Annotated in this window: 19 protein-coding genes; 11 read left to right on the top strand and 8 right to left on the bottom strand. The window is 49.9% G+C overall.

What is annotated here, in order from left to right; genetic code table 11:
* The first annotated feature begins 247 nt into the window (after positions 1–247).
* Positions 248–4,048 carry a bifunctional proline dehydrogenase/L-glutamate gamma-semialdehyde dehydrogenase PutA gene (gene putA, locus J3369_RS03775; protein ID WP_349583961.1) on the top strand — a complete coding sequence of 1,267 codons (3,801 nt, stop codon included), beginning with the start codon at positions 248–250 and terminating at the stop codon, positions 4,046–4,048.
* A gap of 106 nt (positions 4,049–4,154) precedes the next feature.
* Here the strand turns inward: putA and J3369_RS03780 are convergent, their stop codons facing one another.
* Complete coding sequence (locus J3369_RS03780) at positions 4,155–4,769, bottom strand: TIGR04211 family SH3 domain-containing protein (RefSeq protein WP_303573841.1); 615 nt, start codon at positions 4,767–4,769, stop codon at positions 4,155–4,157.
* 203 nt (positions 4,770–4,972) lie between these two features.
* Here J3369_RS03780 and J3369_RS03785 point away from each other — a divergent pair, with 203 nt between their 5' ends.
* Both J3369_RS03785 and J3369_RS03790 read left to right on the top strand, forming a co-directional pair.
* Positions 4,973–6,478: a CYTH domain-containing protein gene (locus J3369_RS03785; RefSeq protein ID WP_349583965.1), complete on the top strand. Its 1,506-nt coding sequence runs from the start codon at positions 4,973–4,975 to the stop codon at positions 6,476–6,478.
* A gap of 54 nt (positions 6,479–6,532) precedes the next feature.
* Positions 6,533–7,597, top strand: coding sequence for a helix-turn-helix domain-containing protein (locus J3369_RS03790; protein WP_349583968.1), 1,065 nt, complete (start codon positions 6,533–6,535; stop codon positions 7,595–7,597).
* Positions 7,598–7,637: 40 nt separating this feature from the next.
* Here the strand turns inward: J3369_RS03790 and mutH are convergent, their stop codons facing one another.
* Complete coding sequence (gene mutH, locus J3369_RS03795) at positions 7,638–8,312, bottom strand: DNA mismatch repair endonuclease MutH (RefSeq protein ID WP_349583971.1); 675 nt, start codon at positions 8,310–8,312, stop codon at positions 7,638–7,640.
* Positions 8,313–8,418: 106 nt separating this feature from the next.
* Between mutH and rppH the strand changes: the two genes are divergently transcribed.
* The 8 genes from rppH to J3369_RS03835 all read left to right on the top strand — a co-directional run bounded on the left by rppH (position 8,419) and on the right by J3369_RS03835 (position 17,269).
* Positions 8,419–8,964: an RNA pyrophosphohydrolase gene (gene rppH / locus J3369_RS03800; protein WP_119500007.1), complete on the top strand. Its 546-nt coding sequence runs from the start codon at positions 8,419–8,421 to the stop codon at positions 8,962–8,964.
* A gap of 34 nt (positions 8,965–8,998) precedes the next feature.
* Positions 8,999–11,290, top strand: coding sequence for a phosphoenolpyruvate--protein phosphotransferase (gene ptsP, locus J3369_RS03805; RefSeq protein WP_349584555.1), 2,292 nt, complete (start codon positions 8,999–9,001; stop codon positions 11,288–11,290).
* Between the two features lie 125 nt (positions 11,291–11,415).
* Positions 11,416–12,708, top strand: a complete 1,293-nt coding sequence (locus J3369_RS03810; RefSeq protein ID WP_349583974.1) for a methyl-accepting chemotaxis protein — start codon at positions 11,416–11,418, stop codon at positions 12,706–12,708.
* A 77-nt stretch (positions 12,709–12,785) separates the two neighbouring features.
* Positions 12,786–13,592, top strand: a complete 807-nt coding sequence (locus J3369_RS03815; protein WP_303573836.1) for a sulfite exporter TauE/SafE family protein — start codon at positions 12,786–12,788, stop codon at positions 13,590–13,592.
* 3 nt (positions 13,593–13,595) lie between these two features.
* A complete protein-coding gene (lgt, locus tag J3369_RS03820; protein ID WP_349583977.1) occupies positions 13,596–14,408 on the top strand; it encodes a prolipoprotein diacylglyceryl transferase in 813 nt (270 codons plus the stop codon).
* Between the two features lie 12 nt (positions 14,409–14,420).
* On the top strand, positions 14,421–15,254 hold the full coding sequence (locus tag J3369_RS03825) for a thymidylate synthase (RefSeq protein ID WP_119500011.1): 834 nt from the start codon (positions 14,421–14,423) through the stop codon (positions 15,252–15,254).
* Positions 15,255–15,263: 9 nt separating this feature from the next.
* On the top strand, positions 15,264–16,286 hold the full coding sequence (locus J3369_RS03830; protein ID WP_303573834.1) for a response regulator: 1,023 nt from the start codon (positions 15,264–15,266) through the stop codon (positions 16,284–16,286).
* Positions 16,283–17,269 (top strand): sensor domain-containing diguanylate cyclase, encoded by a 987-nt coding sequence (locus tag J3369_RS03835; RefSeq protein WP_349583981.1) that lies wholly within the window; start codon positions 16,283–16,285, stop codon positions 17,267–17,269. Before J3369_RS03830 ends, J3369_RS03835 begins: the two co-directional genes overlap by 4 nt.
* Here the strand turns inward: J3369_RS03835 and J3369_RS03840 are convergent.
* The 6 genes from J3369_RS03840 to rapA all read right to left on the bottom strand — a co-directional run bounded on the left by J3369_RS03840 (position 17,266) and on the right by rapA (position 25,887).
* Positions 17,266–19,452, bottom strand: a complete 2,187-nt coding sequence (locus tag J3369_RS03840; RefSeq protein WP_303573832.1) for a response regulator — start codon at positions 19,450–19,452, stop codon at positions 17,266–17,268. The genes J3369_RS03835 and J3369_RS03840 overlap by 4 nt on opposite strands.
* A gap of 67 nt (positions 19,453–19,519) precedes the next feature.
* The gene (locus tag J3369_RS03845; protein WP_349583985.1) at positions 19,520–20,860 is read right to left on the bottom strand and encodes an AmpG family muropeptide MFS transporter; all 1,341 of its coding nucleotides are present in this window, start codon (positions 20,858–20,860) and stop codon (positions 19,520–19,522) included.
* 87 nt (positions 20,861–20,947) lie between these two features.
* Complete coding sequence (locus J3369_RS03850; protein ID WP_349583987.1) at positions 20,948–21,268, bottom strand: hypothetical protein; 321 nt, start codon at positions 21,266–21,268, stop codon at positions 20,948–20,950.
* 136 nt (positions 21,269–21,404) lie between these two features.
* Entirely contained in the window at positions 21,405–22,277 is an 873-nt protein-coding gene (locus J3369_RS03855) for a DUF3530 family protein (RefSeq protein ID WP_349583990.1), read from the bottom strand.
* Between the two features lie 56 nt (positions 22,278–22,333).
* Positions 22,334–23,059: a pseudouridine synthase gene (locus tag J3369_RS03860; RefSeq protein ID WP_349584558.1), complete on the bottom strand. Its 726-nt coding sequence runs from the start codon at positions 23,057–23,059 to the stop codon at positions 22,334–22,336.
* 2 nt (positions 23,060–23,061) lie between these two features.
* The gene (rapA, locus tag J3369_RS03865) at positions 23,062–25,887 is read right to left on the bottom strand and encodes an RNA polymerase-associated protein RapA (RefSeq protein ID WP_349583993.1); all 2,826 of its coding nucleotides are present in this window, start codon (positions 25,885–25,887) and stop codon (positions 23,062–23,064) included.
* Positions 25,888–25,974 lie beyond the last annotated feature (87 nt).

Below are 25,974 nucleotides of genomic sequence, written 5' to 3' on the forward strand. Positions count from 1 at the left end.
GGGATGTACATCTTTTTATACAATTCGCGCCGGACGACAGAAAAGTCAGGACAGAGCGCCCCTTTTCCTTACCGGGGTTTGTGATAGCATGCCGCCGCTGAAAGCCGGTCGTGATCTTTACAGGTCAGGGAACATACTAATGATCAACAATCGACTTTACTTGCTATTTCAGCCCCTGAAGGGCATCGTGAGTGCAAGAATCAATCAGCAGGTAATGACAACACCATACAGATAAAGAAGGGTTTCAATGCTCACTAATGACAATCTTAATACGCTGCCTTCTATTCGTCAGCGCATCCGCGACCACTACCGTATCGATGAATCCACCGCGATAGATCAAATTCTGCCTGTTGCCGAAGTCAATCCGAGAGCACGAAGCCGTGCCTGGGAGCGTGCACGTAAAATGGTGCTGCAAATCCGCCGGGAGCAGGAAAGTCATGGCGGCGTTGATGCCTTACTCAATGAATATTCGCTGTCTACCGCTGAAGGTGTGGTGTTGATGTGTCTGGCCGAAGCGTTACTTCGTGTGCCGGATAAAGCCACTCAGGACGAGCTTATCCGTGACAAACTGTCAAAAGGGCAGTGGACTCCGCACCTGGGGAACTCAGATTCCATGTTCGTTAACGCATCGGCATGGGGTCTTCTGTTAACCGGTAACATGGTTAACTATGCGGACAAGCGTCGTAAAGAGCAGTTCGGCTTGTTGAAGCAGACCCTTGGCAGATTGGGTGAACCGGTTATCCGCCGGGCAATGAACATCGCTATGCGGGTAATGGGCCGTCAGTTTGTTATGGGTGAAACCATTGCTGATGCGGTAGAGCGGGCGAAAGAGAAAGAGAAGAAAGGTTACGTCTATTCTTACGACATGCTGGGCGAAGGTGCCCGCACCATGAAGGATGCAGAACGTTACTACGACGCTTACGTTAAGGCCATTAAAGAAATCGGCAAAGCGGCAGCAGGTCGCGGGCCCAAGCGTTCTCCCGGGATTTCTGTCAAGCTGTCGGCGATCCATCCCCGCTATGAATTTTTACATGCAGAACGGGTGATGGCGGAAATTCCGCCCAGGCTGAAAGCCCTGTGTATGATGGCGAAAGAGTACGACATTGGCCTGACTGTTGACGCTGAAGAAGCGGATCGTCTGGACATTTCTCTGGACGTCATCGAAACCGTATTCCGCGACCCGGACCTTGAGGGCTGGACAGGATTTGGTCTGGCAGTTCAGGCTTATCAGAAGCGGGCTATTCATGTCATTGAATGGTTACGCACGCTGACCCTGGAAGTGGGTCGCAGCTTGATGGTGCGGCTGGTTAAAGGCGCTTACTGGGATACAGAAATTAAGATGACCCAGCAGGCCGGTGTGGACGGTTTCCCTGTATTTACACGAAAATCCTCGACTGACGTGTCTTATCATGCCTGTGCTAACCGTTTGCTGGATTACCGTGATTCGATTTACCCCCAGTTTGCTACCCATAATGCGTACAGCGCATCGGTGATCATTGAGCTGGCCGGTGATGACAAAGACGGGTTTGAGTTCCAGTGTCTTCACGGTATGGGCGACACCCTTTACGATCAGGTCGTGACGCAGGAAAAAATTCAGTGCCGCGTGTATGCGCCGGTGGGTGAGCATGAAGATCTGCTGGCTTACCTGGTTCGCCGCCTGCTGGAAAACGGGGCGAACTCATCTTTCGTTAACGCAATTGTTGATGATGAAAAGCCGGTTGAATCACTTCTGGAAGACCCGGTTGAGAAAACCCAGCGTCTTAAGACCCGTTACAACAAACAAATCAGTGCCCCACGCGATCTGTACGCGCCGGAGCGTAAAAACTCCCGCGGTCTCGACCTCACTGATGTGAACGCTGTGCACGCGCTTCAGCATGAACTGGCGCGCTGGAAAAATTACTATGTGGTAACTGACGGTAAGTTGCCGGAAGGGGCCACGGCAGTCCTGAACCCTGCCAACAAATCTGATGTGGTGGGTTTCCATCATTATGCAGAACAAAAACAGATGACAGAAGCGCTGGACAAAGCCCACAACGGTTTTGCGGCCTGGTCAAAACGTTCTGTGGAAGAACGGGCGGACATTCTTGAACGCACAGCTTTTGCTCTTGAGCGGCATATGGGCGAACTTATTGCCATTTGTATCCGTGAAGCAGGTAAAGTTACGCAGGACAGTATCGACGAAGTCCGTGAAGCTGTGGATTTCTGTCGTTACTATGCCGTCCGCGCCCGTGAGCTGGACGACGATCAGCGTTTTGTTCCCCGTGGAGTTGTGCTGTGTATCAGTCCCTGGAACTTCCCGCTGGCGATTTTCTTAGGTCAGGTGGTGGCAGCTTTATCGACCGGAAATACGGTGGTGGCGAAGCCTGCTGAACAAACCAGTATGATCGCTAAACGTGCGCTGGAAATTATGCACACAGTAGGTCTGCCGGAAGATGCTCTGCAACTGATTATTGCGCCGGGCAAGCATGTCGGCAGCACGTTACTGCCTGATGAGCGCATTAAAGCGGTAATGTTCACCGGTTCCACCCAAACCGGCACGTTGATTTCCCAGTTGCTGGCAGAGCGGGGCGGTGAGCAGGTTCCTCTGATTGCTGAAACCGGTGGTCAGAACTGTATGATTGTTGATTCAACGGCCTTGCCTGAGCAGGTGGTGGATGATGTGGTTCATTCCGGCTTCCAGAGTGCCGGACAGCGCTGTTCTGCATTGCGGGTGCTCTACGTTCAGGAAGACATTGCTGATGATTTAACTGATATGCTCATCGGCGCGATGAAGGAACTGAGTATCGGCGATCCGGCCCTTCTCAGTACTGACGTAGGTCCGGTGATTGACGAAAAAGCTTTCAACAGCCTGAAACAGCACGAAGAAGTGATGCAGGATAAAGGTAAGTTGCTTTATCAATGCGAGATCCCGGAAGGTTGCACTGACGGTTATTTCTTCCCGCCAACTCTGTACGAGATCAAGAGCATTGATGTGCTGGAGCGTGAGGTTTTCGGTCCGGTCATTCATATCGTCCGCTTTAAAGGTAAAGAGATCGGCGAAGTGGTGGACAAGATCAACAGCACCGGGTTTGGCCTGACAATGGGCATTCACTCCCGCATTGAAGAAAGGGCAAACGAACTGGCTGCCCGCAGCCGTGCCGGTAACGTTTATGTAAACCGCAACATGATCGGTGCTATCGTCGGCGTACAGCCATTCGGCGGACGGGGATTATCCGGGACCGGTCCTAAAGCCGGCGGTCCGAACTATCTGCGCCGTCTGATGCAGGAGCGTGCTACACCGAAGCCTTCTCAGGTCGACGATATCGATAATCTGGATGCTGCATTATCCGGTGAGAAGCAGGACGCCGAAGCTGCAACCCGCCTGATGAATCAGGGGGTTAATGTTGAGGCGCAATGGCGACATACTCCGCTGAACGACCGTATTTCTATGGTGCGTCAGTTACTGGCAAAACTTGCCAGAGTCGACATTGTTGATGAACTGGCGGATGACTTAAACCGCACCCTGGCAACCGCCCGTCAGCAACTGACAACGGTTGAACGCACATTGTCCAAACCCACACAGCTTCCGGGGCCGACTGGTGAGTCTAACAAGCTTTACCTTGAACCCCGTGGTGTGCTGGTTTGTTTCGCCGATAAAGGCGTGACATTCGAATACTGGACGTTGTCTATCGTTACGGCACTGGCAACCGGTAACGTTGTGGTATCAGTAGTATCTGATCTGTTTTATGAAGAAGCGCTGGAATTCCAGAAACACTTTAATAAAACCGGTGCCGCTGAGGGGGTATTCCAGGTAGCAAGATTAAGTCATTTAAATGACTTGCTTATGCATGAACATCTGGCCGGTGTGGTAGTGGATTCTCACACTGAACGTACTGCTCAGATTGCGGCCATGTTATCTTCCCGCAAGGGCGCTATTCTGCCGGTCATCACCGCAGAATATAATGATAACCTGATCCAACGTTTGCTTACTGAGAAAACCATCAGTATTGATACTACCGCATCCGGCGGTAATACCTCGCTGATGACGCTGGTGGAAGACGACGAATAAGTCCTTCAGGCCTGTCGTAAACCCCACAAAAAAACCGGTCCCGTTAAAAAAACGGAACCGGTTTTTTTTAAGCTTAAATAAAATGGCGTTGCAGGTTATGTCCTGCTTACATCCATTCGTCGTTACGACGACGCTTCTTCGGCAAGAAGGTAAGGATTACGCCAAGCAGTACGCCACCACCGGCAACAATACCGCCCCAGGTAAACCACTTGATCATCTCATCTTTACTCTGCTGTTCCAGCTTATTGGAAAGACGGGTAATCTGAGTTGTCTGATCGCCGGTTTCGTCCTGAAGTTGTTTCAGTTCCTGACGGGTCGCGTTCAGTTGCTGTTTCAGCCTTTCATTCTCTGATTGTAAACCCTGTACGCCGGCTTCGCTGTCGGCCAGGCGCTGAGTCAGTAACGGAATTTTCTCGGCATAAGACATTTCATTACTGATAAAACGGGTTTCTACCCAGCCAGTGCGGCCTTCGTTATCTTTTATCTGCGTAAACTCTGTCTCGTTATTTCTGTCCAGTACAGTAATGGGCGTTCCGGCGGCCACAGAGCCTAAAATCCGGTAGTTCCGGCCCGCACCCGTATGAAGAAATACGAAAAGATCGTCGCGGATATAATTTGAAGAAGAAGCTTCCAGCTGCAGAGATTCTTCAATGGAATCCTCCTGTGCGAAAACCTGGATTGAAAGACCAATTAATGCGATGGTCAGCCATTTTCGTAACATAGTGCGTCCGTAGTTGTTTTAAGAAACTGTGTGATGTTATTGGCTGCAAACCTGAAAGGCAAGCGTACCCGCCACATTGGACCGGCAACCCGGCTGACAGTTCACTACGTTTGCACATTTGTAAGGTGATCATCCGTTGCGAAAAATATTATACGAAGGTATTGTGTCGTAATACTGACACTTACCGACCTGCCTTTTTCTCTATGTCGGAAATAGAAATAAAATTTGTTACCCGCGACAATGCTTTACCTGCATTTGTCGAAAAAGTGCTGCCTGCCTTTGAGCAGGCTGGTTTCAGCATTTTCCGTGAGCCGGAAATGCGCTTGCAGAACGATTATTACGATACCGCAGACCATCTTTTCCAGCAGGAAAAGATGGGCTTCCGCGTCCGTGGTAACAATGGCCGTTTTGAACAGACCATGAAAACCCATGGCAAAGTCAGCGGCGGTTTGCATGACCGTGCCGAGTACAATGTGGCCCTCGACGGTGCTGAGCCGGACTTGCGCCTGTTTCCCGGGGATGTCTGGCCGGACGGCTGGCAGATTGAGCAGGTAAACGATAAATTGCAGCGCCAGTTCAGTACGCATTTCGTAAGAACCGCGTTCGATGTTGAATGGGACGGCGCATGTGTAGAAGTAGTGATCGACGAAGGTGAAGCCAGTACGGGTAAGAACAGCTCTCCTATCCATGAGATTGAGCTGGAACTGAAACAGGGCGAAGTGACTCACCTGTTTACACTGGCAAAGTTGATCACAGAAAACACATCTGTGCGCCTGAGCGATGTGTCCAAAGCTGCGCAGGGCTACCAGTTGCTTAACGGGCTGTCGCCGGTTATTTCTCAAATGCAGCCTTATTTAAAGCTGGAGCAGGGTACAACAACCGAAGAGGCTTTCTGCCGGGCAGTGCAGCAAGCGTTGTCTCACTGGCAGAAACATGAACATCTGTATTTCGAAACCGGGTCTGTGAAGATGCTCGGCGAAATCGTTAAAGGTGCACGCCTGTTGTTGCAGACAGTATCTTTGTATCTGCCTGTTCTGCAGTGCCCGCAATTATTGTCAGTGCATCAGCTGCTGATGAAATATATGCAGGTCTGGTTATGGCAGGATGATCTGCAGAGCCTTCGCTATCTGTTGTCGAAAAAGAGTTTGTTTAATAAGTGCCTGAGTCGCTATCCGGCACTGACCAGTTATTTGCAGGGCAGAAAAGCCGGGTTAATTCATGCACACACACCTGATGAAATACTGTACAGTAAACAAACTAATACGTTAAAAATATTAGTTGCTCAGTTATTGCAGGAAAAACCCTGGCGCCAGCATTCAACTGCATACAGTCTGCCGGTAATGGAACATGCGCAGGGGTGGTTATCTCAGGGTTGGCAAACGGTACAACAAACCATGCCGGGCAGCAAAACAATGACACCCGAAAATTATCTGGCCATTGGTGTACTGCTGAGACAAACCTTATGGAACGGTTTTCTGCTGGCTGATTTATTTGATGAAGAACGACATCATTTCCGCGCGCCATGGTTAGATATTCTTACCGGAATTGACGAATTAAAAGCGTTAATGATGCTGCGGGCCCTTGCTACTGAATCTGAGCTGGACGAACTGTCAGATGTATTCAGTTGGGTGGATGATAAGATTGCTAATTTGATGCATGTCATGGAGAGAACCAGACAAGCCGGTATGCAGGGCGACGTATACTGGTAAGCAGGCCGTCTGGTCGCATAGCGTTACTTGAAGGAAGTGAGGTAGAAATACATTATGTTGCATCGCTACACCTTTTTCGTGCTGGTTTTGCTCTACCTGGTGGTACTGGTTCAGTTCTTCAGGGAAAAACACCGTGTTTCCGGTGCGCCATGGGTGCTGGCAGCCATGATAGTGTGGCCGTTCATTCTCACTGATGAATGGTTGCGTGCCTTCGGACAGGATGCCGCCGGACTGTCGGTGCTTACTGTATTTACCCCACTGCTTTCACTCACATTACTGTACCGTAGTGTCAAACTGCTGGTTATTGATAATGCCAGACCTTCTAAATTGTTACTGTGGCTGCCGGTCGCCCTCGCGCTGCTGGCAGAAATCCCCCTATTGTTTGTCAGCGCTGAAGAAAAAGCGCAATGGCTGATCTCCTCTCCCACAGGTCATCCGCTGGACAACTGGCATATTTACCTGGTTTATATGGTCACCGGGTTCGGTATTCTGGTACTCGGGATCCTGATCACCGAACTGATACAGAATTACCACCGTTACCTGTCATCTCAGGTGGCTGATGTGCGGGAATTTCGTGTGCAGTGGCTCGGCGGTGCTATGGGAGTAACTGTTGGTCTGGCATTCTGCTGTATTTTGCTGGTCACAGCCGGTGCATTCGGTTTTTTCGATATTCACTTCTGGCAGTCATTGTTTAATGTGCTGTTTGCTATCGCCTTACTGCAAACATTTATTGCTGTTATTCGTCCGCAACACACGTCTCCATCGCCGCTGGACTATCACCGCCTTGACGATTTAAAAGCCGAGCAGTGCATCATGAGGGAGGCGCTGGTGAAGGCTGAACAGACAATGACGGATGCAGAAGCGTTTAAATCCCCCGGCTTGCAGCTCAAAGCCTTTGCCGGTCAGTGCCATGTGGATCCCACTACCCTGGTGATTGCGCTGAGGTTACTGGAAAAAAGAGATTTCAGAAGTTTCGTTTATCAGTACCGTCTGACCTATGCCAAAAATGAGCTTCTCGGTACCGATGACTCACTGGCGGCGCAGGCGAAACGTCTTGGTGTGCATTCAGAACAGTTTCTGAGTGGTGTAATGATGAACCACATGCGTAAGCAAAGGTAGTCTGTTGCGCGGCTTTAGCTGCTGCGTGAAAAGGCAGGTGTCAGGTAAAGTGACGGTGCAATACTGCGCCGGTAAACGAGGTACGTAAGTAAAATCCTCTTGGACGGGTTTTTATTTTCTGTCCGTCAGTATCAAAGGCATCTGTCAGCACATTGCCACTGGCTGCTTTAGGACGGATGTGCAGTGCCTGACCAAGACGCGCAGTGATTTTTTCTACTTCCCCCAGCACAATCATTTCTGTGAGTTCTTCCCAGTCTTGTTGCAAGATTGCGTCTTCCCGGGCGTCCGGTTGCCAGAAAAATGCCGTGGCAACACGTCGCTGTGCGAGGGGGATGGCGCGGTCACCTTCCAGCGGCACCCATAAAACCTGCTGAAGCTTATTGCGCACATTAGAGGTTTGCCAGGTAGTACCGGGTTTACTTATCAGCGGCGCGTAACAAACATACGTGGTTTCCAGCGGAGTAAAATTCCCGTCAATAGGAATCGTTTTCAGCTCTACACCGAGTTCCGGGAAGTCCTGTTGAGGTTTTGAGCCGGCTGTGGCTCCCAGCCATTTTTCTATCAGCATACCCGGCCAGCCCTTGTGCCGTTGAAGATTTTCCGGAATGGCCACGTGCGCCAGCTCTGCCAGTTCGCCCAGTGACAAGCCGGCAATCCGGTAGCTGCGTGCCAGTAACTCTTCCGGTGTAGCAGGGGCGGTATCGGGTGGCTGCAAGAGACTCTCCGGGTAATATTTGCTGAATTAGGATTAATGCTTTGAAAGGGCTATAGTTTATGGAAGAATGCAGAAATAGAAAAGTTTATCGTGCCCGGGAGTCTATGTGATAGATGCCGACGGATTCCGTGCGAATGTGGGCATAGTGATTTGCAACAAAATGGGTCAGGTGTTTTGGGCAAGGCGTTATGGTCAGCATTCATGGCAGTTTCCACAAGGCGGAATTGATGAAGGGGAAACTGCAGAACAAGCTATGTACAGGGAATTGCACGAAGAAGTAGGGTTAACGCAAAAAGACGTTACTGTTTTAGGTGTTACCCGCAACTGGTTGCGATACAAATTGCCAAAGCGATTAATTCGCCAGGGCAGTTCTCCGGTATGTATCGGGCAAAAACAGAAGTGGTTTCTGCTTCAGTTAGATTGCCAGGAAAAAGATGTCAATGTGCTCAAAAGTGGTCATCCTGAATTTGATGACTGGCGTTGGGTGAGTTATTGGTATCCCATCCGAAATGTCGTGTCTTTCAAACGGGATGTGTACCGTAAGGTGATGAAAGAATTTGCCGGTGTTGCGATGCCCGCGGGTCAACGCGTGCAAAACAATCCGCCGGGGAAACCCAACAAACGTAACCGCAAGCGCCGGCGTAGCGGTTAAACAGGAGAGCATCTTCGTGGCTGGAACCGGGAACATACTCACCACGTTAAAACGCATCGTACAGGAAATGAACCAGATCCCGGATTTGGATCAGGCTTTGTTTCGTCTTGCGTCCCGGGTTAAGCATACGATGCAGGTGGACTCCTGCTCTATCTATCTTGCTGATTATGAAAAGCAGGATTTCGTGCTTAAAGCCACAGATGGTCTGCACCCTGATGCGGTGGAACTGGTCCGCATCGGATTTTCCGAAGGCTTAATTGGTCTGGTGGGTCAGCGTGAAGAGCCGCTGAATATCGAAAATGCGCATCAACATCCCCGCTTTAAGCATTATCCCGAAGTAAAAGAAGAAAACTACAACGCTTTCCTTGGTACACCGATCATTCATCAGCGCAAAGTGCTGGGCGTGATCACCATGCAGCAAAAAGCCATGCGCCGTTTCGGTGAAGACGAAGAGGCATTCCTCGTCACACTGGCCACTCAACTGGCTCTGGAAATCACCAATGCGGATATCCGCGGTGCACTTACGCCGAATGCGGCAGTGGAATCTGTTCCGAGACAAAAAAATGTGCGCGGAATTGCCGGCTCTCCCGGCCTGGCTGTGGGTACCGGTTATTCCACAGACAGTTCAATTTCCCTCCGTAACTGGGTGGTAAAACGCTGTACTGATAAAGATCTGGAAATCCGTCTGTACCGGCGAGGTGTAGAACTTACCCGTAAGCACGTTGATGATTTATCAGGTCGTCTGGATGAAGCAATTCCCGATGACGTAAAGTCCATTTTTCAGCTTTATCATCATTTGCTTGACGCCAACAGTCTGGGACGTGAAGTTGAAGCGAAAATCCGTGAGGGATGGGATGCAGCTTCATCGCTGAAAATGGTGGTGGAAGATTACGCCGCTAAGTTCCAGAATATGGAAGATCCCTACATGCAGGAGCGGGCAATTGATATTGTCGACCTGTCGAACCGGATTCTGCTGAATATTCTGTACGACAACAAAGGCAAGACGCCGGTAAATAACGAGGTGAAAGGTGACAGCATTCTGGTTGCTGAAGAAGTCAGCGCCTCTATGCTGGCAGAGTTTCCGCGAGCTCACCTTAAAGGCATCATTTCTATCCGCGGGTCGAATAACTCCCACGCTGCAATACTCGCCAGAGCCATGGGTGTTCCTGCGGTTATGGGATGCCAGAACGTCTCCCCGGCACTGCTGAACGGTAAAGAAATCCTGCTTGACGGCTATGGTGGCGAAGTGATTATTTCGCCGGAAAAAACCATCCGTAATGAATTTACCCAGCTCATTGCTGAAGAAGCAACCCTGTCTGAGCGTATTGATGCTGAAGCTTGGCAGGTATGTAAAACGCAGGATGGCTGTCGCATTGCGCTATATGTGAATGCGGGTTTATCGGCGGAGATTGAAGCGACGCAATTTGCTAATGCAGACGGCATTGGCCTTTACCGTACCGAAATTCCGTTCATGCTCAGAGAGCGTTTTCCGTCTGAGCAGGAGCAGGTAGAGCTGTACCGGCAAATCCTGATGGCCTCACCGGAACAGCCAATCACCATGCGTACACTGGATGTCGGCGGTGATAAACCTTTGCCCTACTTTCCGATTAACGAAGAAAATCCGTTTCTTGGCTGGCGGGGGATCAGGCTGACACTGGACCATCCGGAGATTTTTCTGGTACAGGTGCGGGCAATGTTGCGGGCCAGTATCGGTTTAACGAATCTGCAAATCATGCTGCCAATGATCTCCTCTGTCGCGGAAGTTCAGGAGGCAAGGCGTCTTATCGACCAGGCTTTCTTTGAAATCAGTGATGAAGTTAAAGACATGGATGTACTGCTTGAGCGTCCGAAGCTGGGTATTATGCTGGAGGTACCTTCGGTACTTTATCAGTTGCCACAGCTGGCCAGACAGGTAGATTTCTTCTCTGTCGGTAGTAATGACTTAACGCAATATTTGTTGGCGGTGGACAGAAACAATACCCGTGTGGCCAGTTTATATAACAGTTATCACCCTGCGGTGCTCAGTGCTCTGTATGATATTGTTAAGCAGGCGGATGCCAATCAGGTACCGGTTACTGTTTGCGGTGAGATTGCCGGTGAACCGGGCGGTGCCATTCTGCTTATGGGAATGGGTTACCGCAAATTAAGTATGAACGCCCACAACCTGCGCAAAATAAACTGGGTGGTACGCAATGTATCGCTGGAAGAGTCTAAACAACTGCTTATCAAAACCTTGACGGCAAGCACTCATGAAGAAGTGTTTGTTTATATCAATCAATATCTGGAACAGCGCGGGCTGGGTGGGCTGGTACGGGCAGGCTCATAAAATAGCCGTTTATCTCCTTGTTATTACTAACAAATGTTTCTTAGGCCGGATTCGACTTAAACGATTCTTATTCTTGTTTTATGATTCTCAATCAGATGAGAAAATCCTAATACGTAAGGAATCGTATGATGTTTGGAAGAAAGCGCGTCGACCCCCTCCCGGAAGTAAATACCGCAGCAGAAGAAAAAGCTCTGGCTCTGCAGGCCATTGAAGACAACATCGGCATGATTACCTTCACGCCGGACGGTTCTATCTTATCCGCCAATGCCATCTATGAGAGACTGCTTGGCGTGCGGGAAAGTGACGTAGTGAATAAACATCACCGGATTTTCTGTCCCGGAACGGTGAGTGAATCACCCGAATACCAGTCATTCTGGCGGGAGCTGGCCAGTGGCCGTGCAAAGCGCGGCCGTTTTGAGCGCCGGAACAGTGTCGGTGAAGCTGTATGGCTGGAAGCCACCTATTTCCCTGTTAAGGATGAAACCGGCCAGGTCACAAAAGTCGTCAAACTGGCGAAAGATGTCACCGAAAGCCACAACGAATGGCAAAATAAAGAAGCCCTTTTCGAAGCATTAAACCGCTCGATGGCAGTGATCGAATTTTTGCCGGACGGCACAGTCGTCACAGCCAATCAGAACTTCCTGGATGCTATGCATTACCGCCTCGATCAAATTGCCGGTCAGCATCATAAGATGTTCTGCGATGATGTTTTCTACCGAAACAATCCTGATTTCTGGAAGCGTCTCGCAAGCGGTACTTTTCAGTCCGGCAAATACAAGCGAATTGATGGCAAGGGCAACGAAATCTGGCTGGAAGCGACGTATAACCCTGTGTTTGACCAACAGGGACGCGTCGAAAAGGTGATCAAGTTTGCTACAGATATTACTGCACGTGTTACTTCAGCCCACGACACCATTGCACTTGCTTCACTCACGAGCGAACGTACCTCAAAAGCGTCCGCAGAGGCCTCCGCCGCGCTGGAACATTCCGAGGCTTTATCTGTACAAATTTGTAAACGTGTCGTTGAAGCGTTGAGCAGTAGTGCTAAATTAAGCGGTCAGGCAACAGATATCCGTAATATTGTGAGTACCATCCGCTCCATATCAGAACAGACCAATTTGCTTGCTTTGAATGCCGCCATTGAAGCAGCCCGCGCCGGAGAGGCAGGCAGGGGGTTTGCTGTCGTTGCCGATGAAGTGCGCTCCCTGGCTGGCCGTGCAAGTCAGGCCACCGGTGAAATTGAGAATGTGGTGAATAATAACAATGCGTTGATTGAGCAAATTACCTCACAGATGTCGTTGATCGATGCCAGCGCCAGTGACGAAAAAGATGCACTGAACAAGATTGCCGCCAACCTTCATGAAGTCACGCACAGTCTTCAGGAGCTGGTTGCTGCCGTGACAGATCTGGGAGAATAGTTGCAGCTGGTGTCAAGAAACACAAATCGTCATGGTTCTGTGATACGCTACGCGCCTCGTCAATCCGGATGCGGCGCATGGACCCTTTTTTAATACTTTTTTTTTGCTGTATGGCCTTAGGCCTGGTTGTTGGCCTGCTCGCCGGGATGCTCGGCATCGGCGGCGGTCTTATTATCGTTCCCTGTCTTTCCTACTTGTTGGTACACTTCCTTGGCGTAAATACCGATACCGTCATGCCTATGGCTGTTGCCACCTCGTTATCGACCATTATTTTTACCGGTTTATCCTCCGCGCTGGCCCATCACAAACTGGGTAATCTCGACCGTCATATTGTTATCTGGAGCAGTATTGGCATTGCCTTCGGGGCTATCGCAGGCGCTAACGTTGCCAGTGCTATATCGGGACATACATTGAAAAATATCTTTGCTGTGCTGGTAATAGCAGTGGCTGCACAGATGGTATTTGGCCGCAGACAGGCCTCCTCTTATAAAGCCGGTAAACCTGCACTGGTTTCTGTGGGCGCGGGAACCGGTTGTGTCAGTGCATTAATGGGCATTGGCGGTGGCGCTCTGCTGGTGCCGGCACTGGTGTGGTTTCAGGTAAATGTACGGCAGGCAATTGGCTGCGCAGCATTCAGCGGACTGGTCGTCGCACTGTTTGGTACCGCCAGCTTTATACTTACCGGTTCATCCGTCGACGGACTTCCGCAAAACTCGATAGGTTACGTGTATTGGCCGGCAACTTTAGGTATTGTGTGTACCTCGGTATTTACCGCCAATATCGGCGCCCGTCTGGGCCAGCGGATGAATACTGTTTTATTGAAGAAAATGCTCGCCTGCCTGCTGGTGCTGGTAAGTATAAGAATGATTGTAGGAATAGAATAAACCATGGCAGAAAGTAGTTATCTGGTCTTTCCCAATATAGACCCGGTTATATTTAGCATCGGCCCGTTGAGTGTGCGCTGGTACGGCATGATGTACCTTGTGGGCTTTGTGGCTGCTTATATGCTGGCGCAAAAGCGCCTGTCACAAACTAACTGGACCCGTGACCAGTTGAGCGACCTGCTATTCTGGGGATTTGTGGGGGTGATTTTAGGTGGTCGTATCGGCTATGTACTGTTTTATCAGTTCGGTATGTTCCTGGAAGATCCGACCTATCTGTTCAGAATATGGACCGGTGGTATGTCTTTCCATGGCGGGCTTCTGGGGGTACTGGTTGCACTGGCATGGCAGGCAAAGAGAATGAACGCCACATTCCTGCAAATCGGTGATTTTGTTGCGCCTCTTGTCCCCATTGGCCTGGGAGCCGGCAGAATAGGTAACTTCCTGAATGCCGAATTATGGGGGCGTCCTGCCGATGTGCCCTGGGCGATTATTTTCCCCGGCGCGGGAGAGCAGCCCCGTCACCCGTCTCAATTATATGAGTTCGCGCTTGAAGGTGTGCTACTGTTTACCATTCTCTGGCTGTTTTCTGCGAAGCCTCGTCCTACGGGGGCGGCAGGTGGTTTATTCCTGCTTGGTTACGGCTGTTTCCGCTTCATCGTTGAGTACTTCCGTGAACCGGATCAGCACATCGGTTTGTATTCCGTGGGTCTGAGCCAGGGGCAACTACTCTGTGTTCCCATGATCCTGCTCGGCGCCGGCCTGATGATGTGGGCTTACATGCGCAAATCGCCGGTACAAAAATCAGAACAATCATAAGAAAAAGCAAGTATGAAAGAATACCTCAAACTGATGCGTCATGTGAAAGAGCATGGCGTGAAAAAAGAAGACCGTACGGGTACCGGCACGTTAAGCGTATTTGGCTATCAGATGCGTTTCGACCTTGCGAAAGGGTTTCCGCTGGTCACAACCAAAAAGTGTCATTTGAAGTCTATCATTCATGAGTTGTTATGGTTTCTTAAAGGTGAAACCAACATTCGGTATCTCAAAGAAAACGGTGTTTCAATTTGGGATGAATGGGCCACTGATGAAGGCGAGCTGGGGCCGGTTTATGGTCATCAGTGGCGCAGCTGGGATGCCGGAGACGGCACCACAATCGATCAGATTAAAGACGTGGTTGAGCAAATCAAAAGTAATCCTGATTCCCGCCGGTTAATTGTCAGTGCATGGAATCCTGCCGTATTACCTGATACGTCTGTTTCGCCCAAAGAAAATGCAGCCAACGGCAGACAAGCTTTGCCGCCGTGTCATACCATGTTTCAGTTTTATGTGCTGAACGGTAAATTGTCCTGCCAGTTATATCAGCGCAGCGGTGATGTATTCCTGGGTGTGCCCTTCAATATTGCCAGCTATGCGTTACTGACTCTCATGGTGGCGCAGGTCTGCGATCTGGAACCCGGTGAATTTATTCATACCCTGGGTGATGCTCATCTGTATTCCAACCATCTGGAACAAACAGAGATCCAGTTAGCCAGAGAGCCGTTTCCGTCGCCGCAAATGAACATAAACCCGGCAGTGAAAGACTTGTTTGGTTTCACGTTTGATGATTTCGAACTGGTAAATTACCAGGCTCATCCGCACATTAAAGCGCCTGTTGCTATTTAAGGGGCAGAAATGACCACACCGGTACTGATTTGCGATGATTCAGGCTTCGCACGCAAACAAATGGCCCGTTCCATACCTGATGGCTGGGATGTGAGTATTTCGTTTGCCGGTAACGGTCAGGAAGCCCTTGACGCAATCCGTGCAGGCAAAGCCGATGTGATGTTTCTTGATTTAAATATGCCGGTGATGGATGGCTATGAAACCATGAAAGCCATCCGCGAACAGGATTTACCTTGTCTGGTGATTGTGGTGTCCGGTGATGTACAGCCGGAAGCGCGGGAACGCATGGTAGCTTTAGGGGCGCTGGATTTTATCCGCAAGCCGATGGACAACCAGAAACTCACCGCCTTATTGCGTCAGTATGGTATTTACAGTGGTGACAGCAGTGCGCAGAACCGTACGTTGCAACTGGCCGGCACGCAAAAAAATACCGCAGATGAGCAACTGGATGCCTACCGCGAACTGGTAAATGTTGCCATGGGGCAGGCCGGTGAGAGCCTTGCCCGGTTGCTCGGTGAATTTATCGATTTGCCTATTCCCAATGTTAATGTCATTGAAGCCACAGAACTGCATATGGCGCTGGCTGAAGCGCACCAGAATCAACGGGTTTCAGCCGTTTCCAAAGGTTTTACCAGCGCGGGCATTAAGGGTGAAGCACTGGTGATTTTCAGCGACACCAAAATGGAAAATATTATCCGGCTGCTGAATTACAACGACCAGGTCGCCACAGAAGATCAGCAACTCGAAGCGTTAATGGACGTATCCAATATTCTTACCGGTGCCTGTCTTAACGCATTATCTGCCCAACTGAATGTAACTTTCAGTCATAGTCATCCCATATTACTGGGACAGCACAGCGGATTTGAAACCATGTTGAATAATAATGCGAGTCGCTGGGGGAAAGTCATGGCGATTGAAATTGCCTATGCCATCAAAAGCCGGGATATCCGTTTTGATCTGTTGTTACTGTTTCCGGAGCAATCAATGGCCAAGATTTATTCCCGCCTGGTCGATGAGGAACATGTAGCATGATTTCTGATGAACTGATTAGCATGCACTGGCAACAGGATCTTTTGAGTTCTGTTGAGGTGGGAATAGTGGTAATGGACAAAGATTTCACCATCGAAGTGTGGAATCAGTTCATGGAGAACCACGCCGGTCTGCGGCCTAGTCAGGTTAGCGGTAAAAAGCTTTTTTCTTTGTTTGATGAGATAGATGAACAGTGGCTCAGAAGTAAAGCCGAACCGGTTTTCAATCTGAAGACCCCTGTTTTTATTATCTGGGAGCAGCGTCCGTATTTGTTCCGCTTCAGCACGAGCCGGCCTATTACATCTGATGCCCTTTACATGTTCCAGAACGTGACCATGTTTCCCCTTTCTTCACCGGATGGTACGGTAAACAAGCTGTGTATGCTGGTGTATGACGTAACAGATCAGGCATTGAGTAAGCTTCGGGTAGAGCGTCTGAATGACGAATTACAGCATATGAGCCGGGTGGACGGGTTGACCGGCTTATTCAACCGTCGCTACTGGCAGGAGCGGTTTGATAGTCTGTTTAAGTTGTCTCAGCGCCGTGAAAGTGTATCGACAGCCTGTATGCTGGATATTGACCACTTCAAAAAGATCAATGATACCTACGGGCACCAGGCCGGTGATCTGGTGATAAAAACGCTGGCCAGAGTTATTCAAAAAAGTATCCGTGAAACCGATCTGGCCGGTCGTTACGGCGGAGAGGAGTTTGCGGTGATCCTGGTGGATTCAACTGCATCAAACGCGCTCAAGGTTGCTGAGCGCATCCGCCGGCTGGCGGAAGACATGGTGATTGATCATGAAGGGCAACAAATCCGCTTCACAGTCAGTATCGGCCTCAGTGAATTCCGAAAACCGGTCAGTTCTTCTATGGCATGGCTGGAAGAAGCCGACCAGGCCTTGTATATGTCTAAGAATAGTGGCCGTAACCGGGTATCTGTATGGCACCACGAAAATGAAAAGCAAATAGGGCAGCTGCAGGGTTAAGACACCGCCAGCAGCAGCTTCATGGTATTTTTCAGTTCCTGATAGGCGACCGGTTTCACCAGATGGTAACGCATACCTACTTCCATTGAGCGTTGTTTATCGCTTTCATAAGCGCTGGCCGTAACGGCCACCAGATGGGATTTGCAGCCACGTTCTTTGAGTATTGTTGCTACTTCAAAGCCGCTCATATCCGGCAAATTGAGATCCAGTAAAATAATACTGAACTCTTCCTCGCCGGCTCTCGACAGTGCGCTCTCACCGTCCTCTGCAAGGGTAACGTCATAGCCAAGGTTTTCCACCATATCCCTCAGGATCTCAGCATTAATAGGCTCGTCCTCGACGATAAGCACATTGACTTTGTCTGACTGACTGAAAGATTTGCCTTTATTGAGACTCAGATGGTGAATGGAGTCGATAAAACGGTTCCTGTCGATGGGTTTAACAAACACCTGCCAGGCCGGAATGTTGGAGTTGGCAATGATATTGGCAATTTGCGGCGCAGCCGAAACCATAATGACCGGTGGCATCCTCTCACCCAGCATAGCTTGCAGATAATTGGCTAATTCGGCGCCATTAATGCCTGGCATGTAATAGTCGGTGATGATGCCGTCATAGGTTTTTAGTTTATCCTGATTGGCCAGTAGATCTGCGCCCGAGAGATAGGTGTCAACGTGATAGCCTTCACTCTCAATCATGTGAGATAAGTGAATGCGGGTGATTTCCTGGTCATCAACAACAGCAAATTTTGAGGACGATACAGGCTTTTTCGCCTCGCGGGTATCTCCTTTGGCTGCGTTGAGCGGTACATTCAACGTAAACTCCGACCCGTTATGAAGTGCGCTGGTAACCGTGATAGTGCCGCCCGCCTGTTCCACCAAAGTGCGGGATGCATATAATCCGACGCCTGCTCCGCTGTATAATCTTGAATTGCCGTGAGCCTTGTAGAAGCGCTGAAATATATTCTGCAGGTCGCTTTCGGGGATACCAATGCCGGTATCAACTACACGAATGGTCAACAGCAGCTTTCCATCACTGACGGACAAGCGGTTGTATACTGATACTGAGCCTTCGGGAGTGAATTTAACGGCATTGTCCAGTATATTTTTGAGTGCTTTTATCAGACTGGATGAGTTTCCGTTCACATAGTGGGGCAGAGTACTCTCGTTCTTTACCTGATAATGCAGGTTTTTTTGCTGGCAATTGTAAGCAAACTGGCTGAGCGCATCGTCCAGTAACCGGATGAGGTCAAAATCTTCGTTTACAAACACCTCATCAATTTGTTTCGACTGCATGCTATCCACCAGGTTGCTTGTCAGCATAAGCAGGCGATAGCAGCTTTGTTCTGCTTTCTGAATCAACTGACCCTGTCTGGATTGCATGTTTGGCATGAGCTCCAACGCACCGATAATGGCTGAAATTGGCGAACGGAATTCATGACTCATACTGGCCAGAAACTCTTCCTTCGTGGATACCACCTTATTCGTTTGTTCACGTTCGAATTCCACATCCCGCTTCGCTTCCTGAACCAGATTAAATTGCTCCAGCACCAGATTTTTTAAGGGTCTGAAGAGCAACAATACAGTGAGCAAAGATAAGCCCAGAGTGATGAACCAGATTCCCAGTAACATCCACTGATTAAATCTCAGCTCAGCAGAGAGTTGCTGTTCAAAAAGCAGTACCGCATGGTCGAGATCTTCCAGCAGCTCAGTGGCTTCAGAAAGGCTGACCGGAGACGCAGAGGTCAGAGCAGAATCCGGCATACTGGCAAGTTCCAGAGCCCGGTCGGCATACTCAAGGGCATGGGAGTCCAGATCACTTTCTTTCGAGAAATAAAGTGTTTCCAGATCACCGGATAGTGGAGTAAATAAGCCGTTCAAAGATTGCCTGGCAACCAGTACTTCATGGCTTCTGGCAAACTCCCGTGTCCGGTCAACAAGCTCCGACTTCAGTGATACTCTGCGGGCGCGGTCATCTTCAGACACAAGCAAGTTTTGCAGAAATGCAATACGCTGAGACAACATGCGTTGCTTTCCTGCAATATTGATTATCTGAGGTTGTATTTGGGTCGAAACGAGATACTGCTGAGTCCATGCAAAGTACACTGTGAGTAACAGTGCAATGGCACTTAGTGCAACAAGGTAAGTTCGCCTGATTTTCCCTTTTAAATCTTCTATGGTCAGCATGAACGAAGGTACGTGTTGATGTCTATAAAGCGTAGTTGTTAAATTTCAAATTACCAGAAACCCGGCATTATTGTGCCTGCTGTTCTGCTTTCATAATGTGGGGTTTCATCGCCCGCAAAAACAATAAACTGGGAATCACCATCAAGGCGGTAATGATGAAAAAGGTCGACCAGTCGCCGTCCAGCTTATCTACTATGTAACCACTGCCTGATGCCAGCAGGTTTTTCCCTGCCACACTTAACGACGCCATTAACGCGTACTGGGAGGCTGAAAAGGTGCGGTTACACATCAGCGAGATGAACGCGACCATGGCAACGGTACTCCAGGCGGCTGTGAAACCGTCGACGATAATTGTCAGAGCAAATAAGGTTTTATCCGGCCCCACCCGGGCCATCAGTGAAAACATCAGGTTGCTGGCTGCCATGGCAATACCGGCAATAAACAACCCGCGATAAATGCCGTAGCGGATGGTTACCATACCGCCTATGACGGAAAATAATATGGTCACCCACCAGTTCAGCAGTTTGGAGTAGCCACCAATTTCACTTTTACTGAATCCCAGCTCAATGTAGAACTGAAGACTCATGCGACCCAGAAAGGCTTCACCGATTTTAAACAGGAAGATGAAGAGCAATAGTGATAATGCGAGCCTTGTTCCGTTACGGGTAAAAAATTCGCGGAATGGTTCTGCAAGAGTAACAAAAAACCACGCGCCGGCTTTTTGCACAAAGCCTGCACTTTGCGGAACAGCGCCCAGGGCCTTCTGATAATATTCTGTTGCAGCTTTGAGCTGTGCCGCACGGTCTGTAACCGGCTCCTGTGCAAACAGGGTGAATATCATAATGATGCCCATTACGCCGGCCAGCAATAAATAGATGTCATTCCAGGCCCAGCCTGTCCAGTCGGCAATGAAGAAAGGCAGTGCGCCCAGACCGCCGTAACCAGTCCACCAACCGGCGGTAGCCATAGATGAGCCTGCAGCCAGTTTCTCTCTTTCATCATCGTTAATAATATCGATCCGGTAAGCATCAATCGCGATATCCTGAGTAGCGGAACACAGGGCGATACTGAGACCGAAAAGGGCAACGTAGAATAATGAGTGAGTGGCGTCCAGCATGCTCATCATCACACAGCAGGCTACGATGATCCCCTGCATCAGGAAAATCCAACCTTTGCGCTGACCTGACCAGGGCAGACGGATGCGATCGAGAAGGGGGGACCAGAGAAAATTAATTGCGTAAACCGCAAAAATACTGCCGAATAAGCTGATATCTGTACGGGATAAGCCTTCATCTTTTAGCCAGGCTGTCATGACAGAACTGATCATGACCCAGGGAAAACCGCTGGCAATACCGAACACGAAAATACTGAAGAGTCGCCGGTCAGCAAAGGACTGGATAAAACGCATAAGAAAACTTACCGGTCAGTAACCAAAAGAGTATTTGATCATGTAACGGGAGGAAACACAACCGCCATAAGCAATTGTGAAGGTCGTTCAGGGACGGATGCCTACGCAGTCGAGAGGACAGGCACCTTTGCCTTCCAAAAAAGCGGTACAGGTGGTCAGTTCTTCCACCAGAAAGGGGTCGTATTTGAGTTTTTCTTCAGACCAGAAGTGGAGTTGATGCAGCACATGCCAGAATACACGTTCTCTTTGAGTGTATGGCTGATCGAGGTCGTAATGAACCAGGCTCCATTCTTCCATAGTGTCCCAGAAGAATATTTCTACCTCAGAATGTGGGATTTCGTCTTGCCAAAAACCGCGAATATAAAAGCATAGCTGCGCGGCCTTGGTATCAACAAATGACAAAAGCATAGTCGGCGCTGCCTGATACCCAAATGATTAGTTAGTATAGTCGTTAACCGGGTATTTTGTGTGATTTGTAAACAAAAGTAAACAGGCTTTTGATTTCCTTGTAAAAATTCACCATTGACTTCCGCTTTGAAGCGCTTTACCAGCCCAGGTAATTTACCCAGCCATAAATTTCTTTGCTAAGGCTGTTACTGAACGCCGAGTTTCCGAACGTGCTGGCGAGATTAACTGATGCACCTAACTGCTTCTGCCGGTAGTGAAGTTTGAGCGCCTTTGTGGCGTCTGTCCGACGGATAGCAGGGGCTCCGGCAGTCCAGGGAGTCGAGCCCGGCAGCTGTAAATCAAGTACCGGAAACAATGTACTGGCAAGTTGCTCTGATATATTTTGCTGCAGGCCGCTCTGGGGCCAGTAGGGACTTATCACCACCAGACCATCAGGCGGGGGCACATTATCGGTAACGGCCAGGGAGAGAAATTGCGCTGCACCCATTCCCTGACTGATCACCAGTCTGAACCCGGGAACATCATCCACACTGCGAAAGACTGCACCGGCTATCAAAGCCATCATTGTCTGGCTAGTGCTTGCATCGGCTACCGGTGAACCCGCCCACGCCCTGGGATGCATCAGTGCACTCAGCGTATCACTGTCGCTTTGCACTTCATCGCCGTCCGCAGGGGAAGCTGTTTCTGTGGCAGGGGTTGTTGCCAGCGCATTTAAACTTACCGGAGAAGGCACAACACGGGTGTGCCAGCCCCACTGATTAAGTCTGGCAGCCAGTTGCTGTGCATTTTGTAAGGTCAGGCCCTGATAGCCTGTATCCATAAAAATAATCGCTACACCGCGACTGAGGGTGGTGGTGGGCTGCGCAGAGAAAACCGGAATGTCTTCTTCACCGGCGAGCACGGTTTCATACTCAGACGGCAAATACTGCTGACGAATATCGTCTGCAAGTATGCCGGCCCTTGTACTGCCGGACAGCAATAAAAGAAAACACACTATCGAGCGGAACACTGGGACTCCGGTTAACAAATCTGGCTAAACAGGTTATCGGCAGTGCAAAGCAAAACTTAATCCGGGTTGATGTCGTCCGACCCCGGAAGTGGCAGCGTGTCAGGTTGATAGTCCATGAATGGCACATCGCTGGTAAACCGTTTCCATTCCCCCGAAGACGGATGTTGCAGGATCAGCGTTTCAGCGTGGAGCTGAAGGCGGGGAGCCTTCGCTCTGGCTTCATCATGAGCATATAACCTGTCACCCAGAATGGGATGACCCAGTGACAGCATGTGCACCCGTAATTGATGAGAGCGGCCGGTGACCGGCAACAGCTCGACCCAGGTTTCCCCGTCAAGACGTTTAATAACACGGTAATATGTTAGTGAGGGCTTGCCATTCTCAAAATCTACTTTCTGTTTGGGGCGGTTAGGCCAGTCCACAATCAGGGGCAGGGTAATACTTCCCTCATCATCCGCCACTGTGCCATCAACCCTCGCGTAGTAACGCTTTTTCGTCAGCCTGTCCTGAAACTGCTTTGAGAGCCGGCGGTGAGCCTCTTTGTTTAGCGCCATCACTATAATGCCGGAGGTTGCCATATCCAGCCGGTGAACCACGGTGGCAGAAGGCAGCACTTTTTGCACGCGGCTGATAAGCGCATCTTTGTGTGCGGGCTGGATACCCGTCACACTTAACAGGCCACTTTGTTTATTTGCCACCACAATGTCATTGTCGTAGTACACCAGAGACAAATAAGGTGACATGGGCGGATTGTAAATAAACGGCTTTTTACCGGCGGGCATACTCACGGATTATTCACCACGATACGCAGGCCTTCCAGTTGAACTGTTGCAGACTGCAGCGCGGCGGTTAAGCCCGTCAGCTGGGTCTCAATAAATTCGATTTCACTGTCCCGTATTGACGGATTCTGTGCTTGTAAATCCCGTAAGCGGCGGGCTTCAGCGCTTAAAGTTGCCTGCATGGTTTCAATGGCATCATGCTGAATTTGGTTCGCTTGTTGTTGAGCCGCTGCAGTGGCTTTTTCAATGTGAAGTGTCAGCGGTTGTTGCAATGCCTGAATCAGTTGCTGAACAATTTTTCTGCCGGCTTTACGTGGAGCGTCAAAGACCTGGTCTACCGGTTTACCGTGTCCGTCGGTACAAATGCGCAGCGGTGTTGCCGGCAGGAAGCGGCCCGGTTGCAGCTGGCGATCTGCATTTGCCTGAAGTACAAACAGTGACTCCAGCCAGAATGCCCCTTTTGGCAAACCTTTATCAGCGATAAACCCGACACTGGCTTTACCCAGTACATCCGTTAACACCATATCGATGGCATTGTGGACCAGCGGATGATCCCAGCTTAAAAAGTGCACATGCTCAAGCGTCGTGGCAATGCGGCGGCGGTAGGTGACTGTCATCCCTTCAGGATCAAGCCCCGGAAGGTGATTAACCATCGATTCTGAGGGGGTCAGAATGAAACAGTCGTTACCTTTCTCTTCCTGATTAACGCCAAGGGCATCAAACAGGCGGCCCATGAAGCGGGACAGCTCAACAGATGCATCCTGCTCAACAATTTCTTCGAGCAGCCCGTCTACCTTACCTTCGCCTGACGCATTCAATTCCAGCAGACGATCACGGCCGGCATCCAGTCTGGCTTTCAGTGTGTCATTCAGGGCTTTACTGGTGGTAACCAGTTCAGAAACCAGCGCTTCGTTTTCAGGGTCCAGACAGGCTTCCACTAATTGCGACTGCACTTCTTCGAATACACCGGAGCCTGTGGGACAGGTATGTGAGAAAGCACCTAAACCATCACGATACCATTTCAACAACACTTCCTGAGCAGATTGACTGAGGTAAGGCACGTGGATTTGAATATCTTTTGTCTGACCTATGCGGTCCAGACGACCGATACGCTGTTCCAGTAAGTCCGGTGTAAGCGGTAAATCAAACAGCACCAGATGATGGGCAAACTGGAAGTTACGGCCTTCGCTGCCAATTTCACTACACAGTAAAATTTGCGCCCCTTCTTCCGGGTCGGAGAAATAGTGAGCCGCTTTATCCCGCTCTACAATACTCATGCCTTCATGAAATACACTCTGGCGAATACCGCTGCGGGTTCTGATCACTTCACCCAGTTGCTGTGCGGTGCGTTTGTCTGCACAAATCAGCAGTACTTTGGCAGGGCGGACAGAGGGTAAAAATTCCAGCAACCAGTCAACACGGGGGTCGTTATCTGTCCAGCTGTTAACCAGCGCGCTCTGGCGCTCCGGATATAACGCGTCGAAGAGTTCACCGCCGCAGACGGCACTGTCGTACAATTCCGGAAGAGGCAACGGATAGCTGTTCAGCATTCTTACCGGGAAGCCTTCAATACCGGCGCGACGGTTACGGAATAACAACCGGCCTGTGCCGTGTGTATCAATCAGCTGACTAAGAATGGCTTTACGTGTGGCCGGTTCATCCATATCGCTGTAGCGGCCGGTTATCTCAGGAGCGAGAAACGTGAGTTTTTCTCTTGCATCAGCAGATAACGGCTCGTCTGTGAGTAACGGTGACACTGCGTCTGCAAGTGCACTGTACTGACTTTCTTCTTCAAGGAAGTGATTGTAATCATGGAACCTGGCAGGATCTAACAGCCGCAGACGGGCAAAGTGACTCTCATGTCCCAGTTGATCAGGGGTGGCTGTTAACAGCAGAACGCCGGCGGTGATTTCTGCCAGAGCCTCAATGCGCTGATATTCTTTAGAAGGCGCATCTTTGGACCAGGCCAGATGATGGGCCTCGTCGACAACCAGTAAATCCCAGCCGGCATCAAGGGCCTGCTGGTGGCGTTTAGGATTGTCTTTTAAGAAACTGATACTGCACAGTACCAGCTGGTCGTTCTCAAACGGGTTCGTGCCCGACTCGTCCAGCGCATCGCAACGGCTTTCATCAAAAATGGCGAAGGCCAGATTTACCCGGCGCAGCATTTCAACCAGCCACTGATGGACCAGGGAGTCCGGTACCACAATGAGTACCCGCTGTGCCCGGCCGGTTTTTAACTGGCGATGAATAACCAGTGCGGCTTCAATGGTTTTACCCAATCCCACTTCATCGGCAAGCAATACCCTTGGTGCATGACGGTTACCCACTTCAGAGGCAATGTGTAACTGGTGAGGGATTAATTCAATCCGCGCACCAGACAAGCCAATCGTGCCTGATTTCAGGTACGCATGCTGATGTTCCAGAGCTTTCTGGCGCAGTTCGAACCACTTAGGGGGATCGGTTTGAAAGTTAAATAAACGCTGTTCCGGCTGGTTCAGCCGGATGTGGTGGTCGAGAAAGGTTTCCGGCAGTCGCGCCGTTTCTTTGGTGTCCTCGCGCAATCCGTGATAAATCAGTACACCGTTGCTTTCTTCTACCTTTTGTATTTGTAAAGTCCAGCCTTCTTCGCTGGTAATGACGTCGCCTTCAGTAAAGATAAGACGGGTGAGAGGGGCGTTGTCCTTCGTGTAAATACGGCTGTCACCGGTTGCAGGAAAAAGTATCTCAACAGAACGAAAATCGACGCTGAGCACAGCCCCTAAACCTAATTCAGACTCAGTGTTACTCAACCAGCGCTGACCGGCTGAAAACGTATTTACAGAACTCATATTACCACCCTTTGTTTTAGCGGCCGGTATTGTACTGAACACCGCTGTACGAATAAAGCCGTGAAGCACCATACCGGGTAAGTTTCA

The organism is Alteromonas sp. NFXS44 (genome assembly GCF_040148705.1).
GTDB lineage: Bacteria > Pseudomonadota > Gammaproteobacteria > Enterobacterales > Alteromonadaceae > Alteromonas.

Excerpts from the sequence above, each read along its gene's own strand:
- putA (WP_349583961.1), top strand. The coding sequence starts at position 248 with ATGCTCACTAATGACAATCTTAATACGCTGCCTTCTATTCGTCAGCGC.
- J3369_RS03780 (WP_303573841.1), bottom strand. The coding sequence starts at position 4,769 with ATGTTACGAAAATGGCTGACCATCGCATTAATTGGTCTTTCAATCCAG.
- J3369_RS03785 (WP_349583965.1), top strand. The coding sequence starts at position 4,973 with ATGTCGGAAATAGAAATAAAATTTGTTACCCGCGACAATGCTTTACCT.
- J3369_RS03790 (WP_349583968.1), top strand. The coding sequence starts at position 6,533 with ATGTTGCATCGCTACACCTTTTTCGTGCTGGTTTTGCTCTACCTGGTG.
- J3369_RS03810 (WP_349583974.1), top strand. The coding sequence starts at position 11,416 with ATGATGTTTGGAAGAAAGCGCGTCGACCCCCTCCCGGAAGTAAATACC.
- J3369_RS03815 (WP_303573836.1), top strand. The coding sequence starts at position 12,786 with ATGGACCCTTTTTTAATACTTTTTTTTTGCTGTATGGCCTTAGGCCTG.
- lgt (WP_349583977.1), top strand. The coding sequence starts at position 13,596 with ATGGCAGAAAGTAGTTATCTGGTCTTTCCCAATATAGACCCGGTTATA.
- J3369_RS03825 (WP_119500011.1), top strand. The coding sequence starts at position 14,421 with ATGAAAGAATACCTCAAACTGATGCGTCATGTGAAAGAGCATGGCGTG.
- J3369_RS03830 (WP_303573834.1), top strand. The coding sequence starts at position 15,264 with ATGACCACACCGGTACTGATTTGCGATGATTCAGGCTTCGCACGCAAA.
- J3369_RS03835 (WP_349583981.1), top strand. The coding sequence starts at position 16,283 with ATGATTTCTGATGAACTGATTAGCATGCACTGGCAACAGGATCTTTTG.
- J3369_RS03840 (WP_303573832.1), bottom strand. The coding sequence starts at position 19,452 with ATGCTGACCATAGAAGATTTAAAAGGGAAAATCAGGCGAACTTACCTT.
- J3369_RS03845 (WP_349583985.1), bottom strand. The coding sequence starts at position 20,860 with ATGCGTTTTATCCAGTCCTTTGCTGACCGGCGACTCTTCAGTATTTTC.
- J3369_RS03850 (WP_349583987.1), bottom strand. The coding sequence starts at position 21,268 with ATGCTTTTGTCATTTGTTGATACCAAGGCCGCGCAGCTATGCTTTTAT.
- J3369_RS03860 (WP_349584558.1), bottom strand. The coding sequence starts at position 23,059 with ATGCCCGCCGGTAAAAAGCCGTTTATTTACAATCCGCCCATGTCACCT.
- rapA (WP_349583993.1), bottom strand. The coding sequence starts at position 25,887 with ATGAGTTCTGTAAATACGTTTTCAGCCGGTCAGCGCTGGTTGAGTAAC.